This window comes from Streptomyces sp. NPDC104202, from assembly GCF_055584185.1.
Genome location: NZ_JBVJMN010000001.1, coordinates 222,213 through 235,489 on the forward strand (window position 1 = coordinate 222,213; position 13,277 = coordinate 235,489).

At 72.7% G+C, this 13,277-nt stretch carries 11 protein-coding genes; 4 read left to right on the forward strand and 7 right to left on the reverse strand.

Translation table 11 applies throughout. The features are described from left to right. Positions 1–45 precede the first annotated feature (45 nt). Complete coding sequence (locus ACZ60W_RS01045; RefSeq protein ID WP_469753209.1) at positions 46–1,611, forward strand: phosphatidylinositol-specific phospholipase C domain-containing protein; 1,566 nt, start codon at positions 46–48, stop codon at positions 1,609–1,611. A 161-nt stretch (positions 1,612–1,772) separates the two neighbouring features. Here ACZ60W_RS01045 and ACZ60W_RS01050 read toward each other — a convergent pair whose 3' ends face one another. After that, positions 1,773–1,907 (reverse strand): hypothetical protein, encoded by a 135-nt coding sequence (locus ACZ60W_RS01050; protein ID WP_469753210.1) that lies wholly within the window; start codon positions 1,905–1,907, stop codon positions 1,773–1,775. A gap of 234 nt (positions 1,908–2,141) precedes the next feature. Between ACZ60W_RS01050 and ACZ60W_RS01055 the strand changes: the two genes are divergently transcribed. Further along, complete coding sequence (locus ACZ60W_RS01055) at positions 2,142–2,690, forward strand: hypothetical protein (RefSeq protein WP_469753211.1); 549 nt, start codon at positions 2,142–2,144, stop codon at positions 2,688–2,690. A gap of 171 nt (positions 2,691–2,861) precedes the next feature. Here ACZ60W_RS01055 and ACZ60W_RS01060 read toward each other — a convergent pair whose 3' ends face one another. From ACZ60W_RS01060 to ACZ60W_RS01070, 3 genes are read right to left on the reverse strand one after another with little or no spacing between them, the layout of a single operon-like run. Then, positions 2,862–5,954 (reverse strand): glycoside hydrolase family 3 protein, encoded by a 3,093-nt coding sequence (locus ACZ60W_RS01060; protein WP_469753212.1) that lies wholly within the window; start codon positions 5,952–5,954, stop codon positions 2,862–2,864. A gap of 42 nt (positions 5,955–5,996) precedes the next feature. Then, the gene (locus ACZ60W_RS01065; RefSeq protein ID WP_469753213.1) at positions 5,997–6,752 is read right to left on the reverse strand and encodes a hypothetical protein; all 756 of its coding nucleotides are present in this window, start codon (positions 6,750–6,752) and stop codon (positions 5,997–5,999) included. After that, positions 6,749–6,871 carry a hypothetical protein gene (locus ACZ60W_RS01070; protein WP_469753214.1) on the reverse strand — a complete coding sequence of 41 codons (123 nt, stop codon included), beginning with the start codon at positions 6,869–6,871 and terminating at the stop codon, positions 6,749–6,751. The genes ACZ60W_RS01065 and ACZ60W_RS01070 overlap by 4 nt, the downstream gene beginning before the upstream one ends. Positions 6,872–7,267: 396 nt before the next feature. On the opposite strand from ACZ60W_RS01070, the gene ACZ60W_RS01075 reads away from it, so the two are divergent. Continuing rightward, a complete protein-coding gene (locus tag ACZ60W_RS01075; protein ID WP_469753215.1) occupies positions 7,268–8,653 on the forward strand; it encodes a TerD family protein in 1,386 nt (461 codons plus the stop codon). 66 nt (positions 8,654–8,719) lie between these two features. Here the strand turns inward: ACZ60W_RS01075 and lexA are convergent, their stop codons facing one another. After that, positions 8,720–9,406, reverse strand: a complete 687-nt coding sequence (gene lexA / locus ACZ60W_RS01080; RefSeq protein ID WP_469753216.1) for a transcriptional repressor LexA — start codon at positions 9,404–9,406, stop codon at positions 8,720–8,722. A gap of 209 nt (positions 9,407–9,615) precedes the next feature. Here lexA and ACZ60W_RS01085 point away from each other — a divergent pair, with 209 nt between their 5' ends. Beyond that, positions 9,616–10,278 (forward strand): hypothetical protein, encoded by a 663-nt coding sequence (locus ACZ60W_RS01085; RefSeq protein WP_469753217.1) that lies wholly within the window; start codon positions 9,616–9,618, stop codon positions 10,276–10,278. 76 nt (positions 10,279–10,354) lie between these two features. Here the strand turns inward: ACZ60W_RS01085 and ACZ60W_RS01090 are convergent, their stop codons facing one another. Beyond that, entirely contained in the window at positions 10,355–11,392 is a 1,038-nt protein-coding gene (locus ACZ60W_RS01090) for a LacI family DNA-binding transcriptional regulator (RefSeq protein WP_469753218.1), read from the reverse strand. Positions 11,393–11,490: 98 nt separating this feature from the next. Further along, positions 11,491–13,275 carry a glycoside hydrolase family 43 protein gene (locus ACZ60W_RS01095; protein ID WP_469753219.1) on the reverse strand — a complete coding sequence of 595 codons (1,785 nt, stop codon included), beginning with the start codon at positions 13,273–13,275 and terminating at the stop codon, positions 11,491–11,493. Positions 13,276–13,277: the final 2 nt, after the last annotated feature.

The following is a 13,277-nucleotide window of genomic DNA, read 5'->3' on the forward strand; positions in this document are numbered from 1 at the left end:
GTTCAGGCTGGGGTGCGTACGCGCTCGCACTCGGACAGGAGTTCCATGCCCCGCCCCACCCCCCACGCCTCCGGCGCCGGACCGCGCCGTCGGTCCCGCCCCCTGGCCCGTCTGCTGACGGCCTGTGTCGCGCTCGGCGCCGCACTGCTGACGCCGACGGCTGCCGGGGCTGCCGGATCGACCAACGCGGATGCCTACCGGAACATCGGCCAGGCGGACCGGGCCGAGTGGATGTGGGGCATCGCGAGCGACACCAAGCTCTCGAACATGTCCATCCCCGGCACGCACGACACCCTCGCCGTCCACGGCGGCCGGGACGTGCAGACGCAGGAGGACTACGGCGACAGCGCGAACACCCTGACGGCGCAGCTTGACCGGGGCATCCGGGCCATCGACATCCGGGTCCGCGTGACCGAGAACAAGTACTTCGCGGTGCATCACAGCGCGTTCTACCAGAAGGCCAACTTCGACGACGTCCTGAAGAAGGTGCAGACCTTCCTGGGCACCCACACCCAGGAGACGGTGGTGATGCGCCTGCGGGCCGAGTGCCCGTACGAGGGCGGTGGGATCGCCGACTGCGCCAACGACCCGACGTCGGTGACCGCGTCCCGCGTCCGGCAGATCTTCGCCGGGTACCGGGACCGTGCCGAGTACTCCGGCCTGTTCTACGCGCCCGCCGCGTCCGGGAACGGCAGGGCGGCCGTCCCCAAGCTCGGGGAGGTCCGCGGCAAGCTCGTCCTGGGCAGCTTCGACAACGTCGAAGCGGATGACGGCTACGGGATCGTGGGCTTCAACGGCCACCTGGACGACCACTGGGGCGCGGAGACCATCCCGGAGAAGTGGGGCTCCGTCAAGGGCAACGTCAACAAGGCGATCACCGGCAGCGCCGACGCGTTCTACGTGACGTACTCCTCGTCGTCCAAGGCCCCGTTCGGCCTCAAGCCGGACGACTTCGCCGGCGGGTACAAGGTGACCTGGGAGGACGGCACCGTCGAGACGGTCCTGGGCGTCAACTACTACCTGATGAAGCACCTGAACAACAGCGCGGGCCGCGTCGGCATCATCATGACGGACTTCCCCGGCTGGGGCCTCGTCAACGCGATCATCGACCACAACGACGACAACGCCGTCAAGGGCGGCAACCGCATGATCTGGCTGGTCAACGACGACAAGACGTACGTCAACAGCCTCTACGGCCGCTGCATGGTCCGCGGCCCCGAGTTCGACAGCTCCAAGACCGGCGGCCTCGTCACCCAGCGCGAGTGCCAGTCCACTCCGCCCAGCAGCCACCAGTGGGGCGCCGAGAAGCCGTCCTACGACGGCAAGGGCCACTACTGGATCAAGGCCAACAACGGCAAGTGCCTCACCGTCCCCTACAACAACGGCACCCCGCCCGGCTCCGGCACCCAGCTCTTCTGGTGGGACTGCGAGACCCGCTGGTTCTCCGGCAGCCAGATGTGGAACATCATCCCCACCAAGCTCGCCACCGGCAGCGGCTCCCGCCCCGCCTACACCTTCATCAACAACTGGACCGGCCTCTGCCTCTCCATGGACCCCGCCACCGCCACCACCGCGGGCGGCAAGGTCACCCAGGAGACCTGCCCGAAGTAGGACGGCCCGGCGCCTGACAGGCCGTCCCCCTCACAGGGGGGCGGCCTGTTCGGTCTGCCGGCCGCGCCCTTCGCGACCGGGCCGGCGTCGGCGACAGCCCCGTAGGGGTGGAGTGAACGCCATAGGCGGCGGCACTCCACCTCTCCGCCTGTCGGCCACCGCTAGAAGAGTTTGTCTCCCCACCAGCCGACGGCCGCGACCACCGCCGCTCCGCAGGCGTACGACGCTCCGCGTACGGCGTTGAACAGGGCGGTTCGGGTCAGGCGTCGCAGGGTCCGCATGGGCTCGTCGCGCATGGAGTGCTCCTCACGAATCGGGGGTGGTGCGGGTTTCCGCCGACTACCCTCCGCGGTGCCGAGCCCGCCATGGAGGAAGGAATCCGCCGAGGGTCGAGACCGGTGGAATCTCGCCAGACGATGAAGCGGGCCGCGCCTGCGTGAGAACATCGTTGAACGCCGTTGAACGGCCGCGAACGGAGGCGGACAGTGGGACGTGCCGGACGTCTGAGCAGGCCCGACATTCCTCACAGGATGCACAGAGCCCTGAACGACGCCCTCCACGAACTCCACCTGGTCGCCAAGGCGCCGTCCTTGTCGCGGATGGCGTCGGATCTCCAGAAGAAGCGCGTGCCAGGGGTCTCGAAGACGACGATCTACAACGCGTTCTCCAGCCTGCGTCTGCCGATGCCCGGCGCGGTCGACGCGATCGTCGTCCACCTGGCCGATCAGGTGCGCAACGTGACGCCGGAGCAGGTCGACTTCGTGGCGGTCCACTTCGACAACCTCTGGTACCTCGCCGAGGCCGAAGCGCGCTCGTGGGCAGCCGCCCCGGCCGCCGCGCCGCAAGCCCAGCCCACCGGAGCCGCACGGACGGCCGCTCCGCACAGGGCGGTGCTCGATGCGCCGCGGCAGCGTCTCGCCATCGAACCGGTCCGGCTCCGTTCGCGCCTCGATGCGCTGAGGGAGGCGTTCGGGGACGCCGAGGTGAGCGAAGCGGTGATAGCGCACGTGTCCGAGGCGATCTGCGCGCTGCCGGACATGGCCGTTCCTGCGCCGGAATGGCGCCGGCGGGACGGGTAGCCGGCGAGGGCGTTCACCCCGGGAGTCGCGAGCTGCGGTCCGGACGGCCACCGGCGCCTGAAGGGTTCGGGAACCCGACAGAGCCGCCGAGGGCGGAGGGCGAACGTGCCCTCCGCCCTCGGCGGTTGAGGTGTCCCGCCGCCGTCGGGGGCGGCGGGACGGTGGGGTCGGTCAGCTCGCGGCGCGGTAGGCGGCGGTGAGCTGGGTGACGGCGCCCGTCGGGTCGCCGCTGAGGAGGAGGTGGTCGGCCTCGGCGAAGGGCTTGGAGACGGGTTCGGTGAGGTGCCGGCCGATGCGCTGCTGGACGATCAGACGGGCGCGGGTGACGAGCTGACGGGCCGCGGTGGACTTGCCGAGTCCGGCGGTCTGGAGGGCGCGGGCGGCGAGGCCGAGGGCGCGGAGGGCGGGTTCGCCTCCCTGGGGTGTGGGCTGGAGGGTCGTGAGGCCCCAGCCGTAGGGGAACTGGGGGTCGTAGCGGGTGTCGCCCACGTTGAGGGGCAGCTGGGACTCGGACTTCGGCCAGGTCACGGGGAGCTGGCCGGTGAAGGGGCGGCGGCCGTAGAGGACGTCGGCGACGCCGTCGCCCTCGGTGCCGGGGAGCCAGGACGCGACGAGGGCGTCGATGGCGGGGAGGCGGTCGCCGAGGAGCTGCGGGCGGCCGGAGACGACGAGGACGGCGCAGGGCATCGCGGCGCAGACGCGGTCGACGGCGGCCTTGTCGGCGGCTGTCAGTTCGAGGTCGTGGCCGTTGCCGACGTCGCCGATGCCCTCGGCGTACGGCTTCTCGCCGACCACGACGACGCCGACGTCGTGTCCCGTGGTGGGTGCGGTGGCGTCCTGGGAGTAGGTGAGGGTGGTGCCGGCCGCGGCGGACTTCCGCATGGCCTCCAGGATGGTGGTGCCGGTGGTGGTGCGGCCGGAGGCGCCCTGCCAGGTGACGGTCCAACCGCCGGCCTGGTTGCCGAGGTCGTCGGCGTTGGAGCCGGCGACGTAGACGTTCTGGGTGGGCTTGAGGGGCAGGACCCCCCCGTCGTTCTTCAGCAGGACCTGGGAGGCGGCCGCGGCCTGGCGTGCCACGGCGCGGTGCTCGGGCGAGCCGACGGAGGCGAGGTGGGTGGTGTCCGCGTAGGGCTTCTCGAAGAGGCCGAGGCGGAACTTCTGGGTGAGGATGCGGGCGACGGCGTCGTCGACGCGGGCGGTGGGGATGCGGCCGGCTTCGGTCTCGGCGATCAGGGTGCGGGTGAAGTCCTGGTAGTTCGTCGGCACCATGATCATGTCGAGGCCGGCGTTGACGGAGGTGCGGACGTCGCTGGGGTAGTCGCCGGGGATCTGGTCGATGGCCTGCCAGTCGCTGATGACGAAGCCCTCGAAGCCCATGCGGTCCTTCAGTACGCCGTTGATCATCTCGGCGTTCGCGTGCATCTTCACGGGACCCTGGGCGTCGCCGAGGATGTCGAGGGAGGAGTACGAGGGCATGACCGTGCCCACGCCGTGCTTCACGGCGTCGGCGAACGGCGCGAGGTGGACGGCCTCCAGTTCCTCGCGGGTGACGCGGGTGATGCCCTGGTCGATCGTGTACGAGCCGGTCGTCGAGGAGCCGAAGGCGGTGCCGCCATCGCCGACGAAGTGCTTGGCGCTGGCGAGCACCTTGTCGTTGCGGTCGAGGTCACGGCCGTCGCGCGGGCCCTGCATCCCCTCGATCACGGTCTCCATCGCGGTGACGAGCGCCGGGTCCTCGCCGTAGGCCTCGTACGAGCGGCCCCAGCGTTCGTCGCGGGTCACGCAGAGGCAGGGGGCGAAGTCCCAGGGGACACCGGTGGCCCGGACCTCCTTGGCGGTGACGGCTCCGGTGCGGGCGGCGAGGCCCGGGTCGCGTCCGGCGCCGATGCCGATGTTGTGCGGCATGATCGTCGAGCCGACGACGTTGTTGTGGCCGTGGACGGCGTCCACGCCGTAGATGAGGGGGATCTGGAGCCGGGTGGCCTGGGCGCGCAGCTGGTACGCGTCGACCATGCGGGCCCACGCCTCGGGCGTGTTGGGCGCCGGCACCGAACCGCCGCCGGAGAGCAGGGAGCCCAGCGCGTAGCCGGCGATGTCGCCGGGCGAGCGGAGTGCGTTGCGTTCGGCCTGCGTCATCTGGCCGGCCTTCTCCTGGAGCGTCATCCGGGAGAGGAGGTCCGCGACGCGCTTCTTCACCGGCAGGCGCTTGTCGAGGTAGGGCAGTCCGTGCGCGTTGACGACGACGGCCGGCGTCTCGGCGGGCGCCTTGGCACCCTCGACGGCCAGCTTGACGGGGATCGTCTCGGCCTCTTCGGCGGCCTTGTCCCTCAAGGTCGTCAGGGTGATCGAGCGGGTGGTCCCGGACGGCGTCCCGGCGGGGAACTCCACGGTCCCGGAGATCGGCGTGTAGTCCTTGCCGGGTTCGGCGGGGCCGCTGTCGTCGCTCGCGTACGTGACGGTGACGGGCTCGCCGGTCGGCGTGGAGCCGGTGGTCGCCACGGAGATGTCGATCCGGGCGGTGCCTCCCTCGGCGACGGGGTGGACCACGGCGCCGGTGACGACTCGGGTGTTCAGCGCGGGCTCGGCCTTGCCGTACAGCTCGACGCCGTCGAGGGCGAAGCGGCCGGGCGCACCGGTCGGCAGGGTGAGCGCGTACCCCCACATGCGGTCGAGGCCGAGGATCTGGTCGATGCCTCCGACCGGCTGGTAGTCGGCGCGGTACTGGAACTCGGAGAAGGGGATCTCGACGAGGTGCCAGCCCTCCCAGTCGTCGGTGAAGGAGGTCGTCCAGAGTTCGGACGCCTCGCCGTTCGCCCCGCCGTCCTTGAGCTCGAAGTTGATGCGCTTCCCGGAGCCGGGCGGCAGCGGCGCGGTGTTCTGGCCGTACCACCAGAAGCGGATGCCCTTGTGGGCGGTCCAGTCCTGGGCCGGCTCGTCGAAGGCGAAGTCGTGGGTGAATCCGCCCCAGCCGCTGATGTCGTAGGTGCCTTCGAGGACCTTCGATCCCTCCGGGGCGTCGGCACGCTCGGCGAGGGTGAGGGCGGGGTGGTCGTCGGCGTCGCTGCCCCAGGTGAAGAGGCCCTCGGCGGGAGGGCCGGTGAAGGGGACCTCCCCCTCGAAACGGTCGACGGCCCGGGGCGCCGGGTCTCCTTCCGCACCGGGCGCGGCGGCGCTGGGCACGGCCCCGGCGAGCAGTCCGGCGAGGACGGCGGTGGCGGCCAGCGCGGCTGCGCTCGCCCTTCTTCGGCGGTACGGGTGCGGCATGCGGGCTCCTCTGACGGGGATGACGCGGAGGTGGTGGCTGGGTCAGGACAGGGGGTCGGTCCGCTTCTGGTCGGCGGCGCCCGCGCGGGTCAAGGCTCGGGTCCGGGCGGACAGGCGGGCGGCGGTGCCGGTAGTACCGCCGGTGCCGATGGTGCCGGGGGTACCGCTGGTGTCAGTGGTGTCCAGGCACCGCTTGGCGGCAGTGCTGTCGGCGGCGCCCGGGCGTCCCGTCGCGACGGTGCTGCCCATGACGCCCGGGCGCGTGTCAGACGCGGCGCTGCCGATGACGTCAAGACGGGTGTCCGAGGCGGCGCTGCATATGACGTCCAGGCGCGCGTCCGAGGCGCTGCTGCCCGTCAGGTCCGGGCACGAGCGCGCGGACGTGTTCACGACGTCGTGCGTATCGGGGTCTCCGCCCGTCGAGCACCGGGCGCCGTCGCACGTGGGGAGCCGGACCGGGTTGGCGTCGGCGACGGCGTCGGCGACGACTACCGCGTGGGCCTCGCACCGGCGGGCGAAGAGGTGGTCCACCTTCACCCCCGCCGCCTGGTAGGTCCGGACGTACTTCACCAGGTGTGCGGCGTACGGCAGGTGGTACTCCGCCTTCACCCGGCCCGTCTGGTCCATCCGGCCGCGGGCTTTCATCCGGCCGGGTGCGCTGCACGGGCCGTTCATCACCCGCGACGCCCGGTCGGACCGCCGGTAGGCGGGCACCTCGTCGACGGAGACGGTGCCGACCGCGTCGCCTCCGGCCGGCCAGGTGGTGAGGGGCGCCCGCGGGGCGAGCCTCCACGTCACGCGACGGCCTCAGGCGCCGGAAGGGCGGTGCTCGGCCAGGCGTCGACCTGCTCGACCGCGGCCCGGGCGACGGCGCCGCCGTTCCTGGCCGGACCGCTCGTGAGGAGCGCACGGGTCACGGGCGCGGCCGGCCGTCGCTCTCGCCTCACACCGCGCCGCGCGAACCACCCACGCCTGTAATGCACCTGACAGCCCCTTCGCTGTGGACCGCCACGCCGGCACAGCGGACCGGGGAGCCCGGACCGCCCGCGCCACGAGGCGGCAAGGCTTGCATCAAGGTGTGAAGTTATGAAGACAACAGAGCCCCGTCAACCCCTTCTGCGCTCAACTCCTGAATATCACCTCCGGGTTCAAGACGCGGACGGACTGGTTCCGGCAGCGCACCCCGCCGCTCGCACCTCACCGGGCGAGGGCCGCCGAGCCACGCCGAGGAGGCGCGAGACCACGGCTCGGCGGGGCAGGAGCCCCTCCATCCCTCGCGAAGATCTTTTCTTCACACCCTGTCCACTGCGACCATGGACCCCATGACGCACATCGCCAAGGGCGCCAACGCCCCTGTCCCGACCGCCCTCTTCCGTGTCGCCGTGGGCCGGGACCGGGCGCCCGGAGTGCCGGTCGTGGAGGCTTCGGCCCTGCTGCTCGACGCGACCGGCGCGGTGCGCGGGGACGCCGACATCGTCTTCCACGGGCAGCCCGCCCATCCCTCCGGCGCCGTCCGTCACGCCGGCACCGGCGAGGGCGGCGGCCGGGTCGCCGAATGGCTGGAAGTGGACCTCGTACGGATCGAGACGGACATCCAGCGCGTGCTGATCGCGGGCTCCTGCGACGAGGGCACGTTCGGGCAGGTCCCCGGCCTGTACGCCCAGGTGGCATCCGTCGACGGCGCGATCGTGTCCCACTACGACGTCACCGACGCGTCCACCGAGACGGCGTTCGTCCTCGGCGAGTTCTACCGCCGTGACGGGGCCTGGAGGTTCCGTGCGGTGGGCCAGGGCTACGACACGGGACTGGCAGGGCTGGCGACCGACTTCGGCGTCGTGGTATCGGAGCGCGAAGCGGTGCCGGACACCGCGGCGCCGGTGGGCCCGCCGGGGCCCGTCCCGACGACGCCGGCTTCCGGACCGGTGGCGCTCACGGGCATCACCAAGGCGGGGCACGCGCCTGAGGGGAGTCCCATCCCCCTGATGCCCTCGCCGGTCGCCGCGGCCCCTTCGGCCCCGCTCCCCTACGGACCGGCGACCGTCGCGCCGCCTTCACTTGTTGCGGCAACGCCCGGCTCCGCCGCGCCCGCCGCATCGCCGTCCTGGACTGCCGGCCTTTTCTCCTTCGAGCCGCTCGCCTTCAGCGGCAAGGGCGAGAAGACGATCACGGTGGATCTGCCGTTCCCACAGGACTCCGGGCCCGTGATCCTGGAGGCCCGGGTGGACCAGTACCACTTCCTGCAGGTCGAGATACCCGGCCGGTCCGAGGACGTCTTCTGCCAGGACCTGCCCGACTTCTACGGACGCGCGCTCCTCGTCCCGCCCCGCAAGGGCGGCCCGCTGAAACTGAAGGTGCGCCAGTCCGGGAAGTGGGAGCTCACCGTCCTGCCCCTGACGGCGGCCCGCCCGATCGGGCCCGGCACGGTCGAGGGCAGCGGTCGCGAGATCTTCGTCCACACGGGGCCCGCCGCCGAACTGAAGGTCAAGGCGTCGGACCGCCACAACGGCTGGTTCCAGCTGAACCAGTACCAGGGTGAGTCCCCCGACGAACTGCGGCGCCCCTCCGAGCAGCTCGTCCACGCCTGGAACGGCCGTCGCGTCAAGGAGAAGGTCCGGATCCCGGAGGGTCCGCTGATCCTCTCCATCGACAAGGGGCGGCACCAGTGGGAGTTCACCCTCGCCCCGCCGGCACCCCGCTGACGAGGCCGCGGGGCCCGTCACCCTCCGGGCACCTCCCCTAGGGCCGCCGGTACCGCCCCCTCCGCCCTACAGCGTGCGCAGGACGGCGACGACCTTGCCGAGGATGACGGCGTCGTCGCCGGGGATCGGCTCGTACGCGGAGTTGTGCGGCATGAGCCAGACGCGGCCGTTCTCGCGGCGCAGGCGCTTGACCGTCGCCTCGCCGTCCAGCATGGCGGCGACGATGTCACCGTGGTCGGCCGAATCGGCCTGCCGCACGGTGACGATGTCCCCGTCGCAGATGGCCGCGTCGATCATGCTGTCCCCGACGACCTTCAGCGCGAACAGCCGGCCTTCGCCGACCACCTGGCGCGGCAGCGACAGGACGTCCTCCACGGACTCCTCGGCCAGGATCGGGGCACCGGCGGCGATGCGTCCGACCAGGGGCACCTCGGCCGGGGCGGGTCCGGCCGGCGTCGGGGCCTCGGAGAACTCCTCCGCCCAGCGGGGGCGGACGCGGTAGGCACGGGGGCGGTGCGGGTCGCGGTACAGCACCTCCTTGCGCTCCAGCGTCATCAGCTGGTGCGCGACGGACGACGTGCTGCTGAGGTCGACCGCCGCACCGATCTCCCGCATCGACGGCGGGTAGCCCTGCCGGCTCACCTCGCGCTCGATGAACCTGATGATCGCGACCTGCCGGGGCGTGAGGCCGTCGGCGTCGACGCGGACGCCGGGCGGCCGTCCGGGCCGGCCTGCGGATGCGGCGGCATGCATGTGGTGCTCCCCCTCTGCGGGATCTTGCCTGAGGGGACACTAACCCGCCAAGCCGCACAAAGGGAACACTGTTTCGATATCCGGTTCCAAATCGCCACGAAACGGTCACATGTGCGAGGTGGGCGAGGGGTGAGGGATGCGGAGGAGGACCCGCCCTCGTCGGCAGACCCGACACCCGCGCGACGCGCCCGGACCCGTACGGTGGCGTCATGACGATCAACCGTCCGGGACGCCCGGAGGACCTTCCGCCCGCCGAGACACTGTGGGCCCGCTGGGCCCTGGTCGCCGCGCTCGGAGCGACGACGGCCGCGGAGAGCCGGCCGAGCGCCCACCGCACCGGCCGGTGGATCGACGACGAGGGGCTGCACTGGGACGACGCCGGCTGCACATGGTGGGTGATGTCGGCCCTGGGCGACGGCCGTTACGTGCTGTACGGCGAGGACGAGTCCAGCGAGGCCAAGTGGCACGAGCCGCCGGTCGACATGCTCGCCGGCGGTCCCGCGTGGCTGCCGTGGGACGAACTCCGCGACCGGCTGTCCGGCAACGAGCTGGGCTGCGTCTACTGGTACGAGGACGGTGCCTGGGCGCGCGCCCCCTACCCCGACGACCTGGCCGACGACGGCCTGGACTGCGGGATGGGCGAACTGGCCGACCGCGCGGAGGCGCTGGGGCTCCTGGCCGAGCGCCTCGCACCGCTGGACGGCGGGCCGGACGCCGACGCCGTCCTCGCCGAGGCGGAGGCCGGACGGCTCGGCGACGTGGACGCGCTCCTGGCCCGGCTGCGCGATCCGGACGGCGACGGGCCGGACGTCGCCGCCGCGGCCCGCGCCCTGGCACGGTCCGGCCTCGTCGGCGAGCCCGCCGCCGGCTGACGCGGCTCCCGCATCCGCCGGCCCACCCCTCGCCGGAACACGTCGACCTGCACGGCTCCCCTCCGGAGGAAGCGGCTCAGAGCGGCGGCGCCGCACTCCCCCTGACCATCAGACGGGTGGCGAGTTCGACCCGCAGGTTCTCCACGTGCTCCCCGTCGACGATCCGTAGGAGGGTGTGGGCCGCCATCGCGGCCATGTCGAAGAGGGGCTGGCGGACGGTGGTGAGCGGTGGATGGGTCCAGCGGGCCACGGGGAGGTCGTCGAAGCCGACGATGCTGATGTCCTCGGGGATGCGCCGCCCCCGGCTCCGGAGCTCCTCGAACGCGCCGAGCGCCTGGAGGTCGCTGGCCGCGAAGATCGCGGTGGGCGGCGCCTCGCCCGCGGCCTCCAGGGAGTCCAGCAGCCGGGCGGTCTCCCGGCGGCCCGAGACGTCGTTGAAGTCGCCGTACCGGACGAAGCCCTCGGGGACGGCGAGTTCGGCCTGCTCCATGGTGGCCCGGTAGCCGTCGGCGCGTGCCCGGCTGCACAACAGCTGCCGGGGCCCGGCCAGATGGGCGATGCGGGTGTGGCCGAGCTCGATGAGGTGCTCGGTCGCGGAGACGGCACCGGCCCAGTTGGTGGCGCCCACGGTGGGCACCAGGGCGTCCGCCTGGCCGACCGGGTCGAGCAGGACGAAGGGCACGTCCATCGCCGCGAGCCGGCGCCGCTGCTGCGGGGTCAGGTCGGAGACGACGAGGATCGCGCCGCTGCTGCGGCGGGCCGCGAGCTGCTCGATCCACTCGCGCGTGTCGGCGCTGCGGCCGTGCACGGCCGAGAGCACCATGCTCGCGCCGGCGGCGTGCAGCACCTCGTCCACGCCCCGGACGATCTCGACCGACCAGAGACTGTCGAGCTCGTTGAGCACCAGGTCGACGACGCTGCCCCGGCGGCGGGCCGGGCGGCGCTGGTAGCCCAGCGCGTCCGCCACCTCCTCGACGCGCTCCTTGGTGTCCGCCGAGACGTCCGACCGGCCGTTGAAGACCTTGGAGACGGTGGAGACGGAGACCCCTGCCCGCGACGCGACCATGTGCAGGGTGACCCTGCCGCCGGGGCCGTCCGTCCGCTCGTCCGTCATGCCCTGCCTTCCGCTCGTGGGGGTGGGGGTGCCCACCGGCTGTCCTTCCGAAGGGTAACGGTCGGTACCGCACCCGCTCCGCGTGGTCCGCGCCGCGCTCACGGGCCCCCCGCGGGACGGCCGCCCGGCCGCTCGCGGTAGACGGGCCGGGTGAAGTCGGCCGGCATCAGCCCCCCGGTGAGGTCCTGGACGCACATGCCGACGAACGCGCCCGTGAAACCCCACGCCGTGTAGTGGCCGGTGGCCGGGTCGCCCCGGGTCGCGCTCTCGTCCGAGAGGAGCGACACGTCCAGCGCGTCGCCCACCGGGCTCCACGGGCCGGCGCCGTCGTCTCCGCTCTCCGGGAATGCGTCCGCACGCCCCGGCCGCCGCCAGGCGAACCGGCCCTCCGTGCCGCGGACGGTGAGGCGCAGCTCCGCCGCCCCGTCTCCGACGGGCAGGGGCTCGACGGGTTCGGTGTACCGGCCGTGGGCGCACACGCCGAGTCTGAGGACCCGGCCGAGCTCGTCGTCCCAGGTCAGGTGGGCGTAATGCCAGAGCGTCGTGTTGTAGCAGTGGACCAGTCCCGCCATCGTCAGGGGGGACTCGGGGCGGGCGTCCAGGCGGACGGAGAAGTCGAAGTCGGCGGCCTGCTGGCGGCGGGCGACGAGGCTCTGCCCGTGCGTGGAGCCGAGCGACTGGCCGCCGTACAGCCGCACTCCGTCGGGCAGCGGGGCGAGCCAACCGGGGTCCGGGTGGCGGCGGAGCGTCGACCACGGGGGGACGAGCCGGGTGGGGTCCGGGGAGACGACGGCCGCCGACCCGCCCGAGGCGGAAGGGGAAGGGAGGCCACGGCCGAGTGCCGGTGCCGGAACCACCGTACGGGGCAGGTTCTCGCCGCCCGGGACCGGCGGTTCGCCCGCGAGTCTCGGCCAGCCGTCGGCCGTCCAGACCACGCGCTGGAGCGCGGTCTCGCGCCCGAGGACGCAGGCGCCTCGCGGCGTCAGGGGACGGGCGGCCAGGTGGGCGAGGTACCACTCCCCCGCCGGGGTCTCGACGAGGCTGCCGTGCCCCGCCTTCTGCAGGGGTGCCTCCGGGTGGTCGCGGGAGGTGAGGAGGGGACCGGCGGGATCGGCCTCGTACGGTCCGGTGAGCGTGCGGGAGCGCGCGACGGTGACCGCGTGGTCCCAGGAGGTGCCGCCCTCGGCGGTCACGAGGTAGTGGAAGCCGTCCTTGCGGTAGAGGTGGGGGCCTTCGGTGTGGGCGAGCTCGGTTCCGGTGAAGACGCGGTGGACGGGTCCGGTGACCGCGCCGCGGGTCCGGTCCCACTCCTGGAGCAGGATGCCCGCGAAGGGGTGCCGCCCCGGCCGGTGGTCCCACTCCATCCACAGGGCCCAGCTGCGGCCGTCGCCGTCCGGCCCGTCGTCGTGGAAGAGGGAGGGGTCGAACCCGTGCGAGGGGAAGGACACCGGGTCGGACCAGGGGCCCTGGAGGCTCGGGGCCGTGGTGACCAGGTTGCGCACGTCCTTGTAGGCGCCGGCGAGACTGGTGACATCGCTGTAGACGAGGTGGAACAGCCCGTCGGTGTACGACAGGCAGGGCGCCCACACACCGCCGGAGTCCGGCCGGCCGGTCAGGTCCAGCAGCCGCGCCTCCTGGAGCAGTCCGCCCATCGGCGTCCAGTGCACGAGGTCGCGGGAGTGGTGGACGGCGACGCCGGGGAGCCACTCGAAGGTGGAGGTGGCGATGTAGTAGTCGTCCCCGACGCGCAGGATCGAGGGATCGGGGTGGAAGCCGGGCAGGACGGGGTTCACGAGGACCGGGCCGGCCGGGGCCGGGGCCGGAGCCCCGGTCAGCGGGCTGTCGCGGACGGAGTCGTCGTCGAGGAGAGGGCCTGAGGTCATGG

Excerpts from the sequence above, each read along its gene's own strand:
- ACZ60W_RS01045 (WP_469753209.1), top strand. The coding sequence starts at position 46 with ATGCCCCGCCCCACCCCCCACGCCTCCGGCGCCGGACCGCGCCGTCGG.
- ACZ60W_RS01050 (WP_469753210.1), bottom strand. The coding sequence starts at position 1,907 with ATGCGCGACGAGCCCATGCGGACCCTGCGACGCCTGACCCGAACCGCC.
- ACZ60W_RS01055 (WP_469753211.1), top strand. The coding sequence starts at position 2,142 with ATGCACAGAGCCCTGAACGACGCCCTCCACGAACTCCACCTGGTCGCC.
- ACZ60W_RS01060 (WP_469753212.1), bottom strand. The coding sequence starts at position 5,954 with ATGCCGCACCCGTACCGCCGAAGAAGGGCGAGCGCAGCCGCGCTGGCC.
- ACZ60W_RS01075 (WP_469753215.1), top strand. The coding sequence starts at position 7,268 with ATGGACCCCATGACGCACATCGCCAAGGGCGCCAACGCCCCTGTCCCG.
- lexA (WP_469753216.1), bottom strand. The coding sequence starts at position 9,406 with ATGCATGCCGCCGCATCCGCAGGCCGGCCCGGACGGCCGCCCGGCGTC.
- ACZ60W_RS01085 (WP_469753217.1), top strand. The coding sequence starts at position 9,616 with ATGACGATCAACCGTCCGGGACGCCCGGAGGACCTTCCGCCCGCCGAG.
- ACZ60W_RS01090 (WP_469753218.1), bottom strand. The coding sequence starts at position 11,392 with ATGACGGACGAGCGGACGGACGGCCCCGGCGGCAGGGTCACCCTGCAC.
- ACZ60W_RS01095 (WP_469753219.1), bottom strand. The coding sequence starts at position 13,275 with ATGACCTCAGGCCCTCTCCTCGACGACGACTCCGTCCGCGACAGCCCG.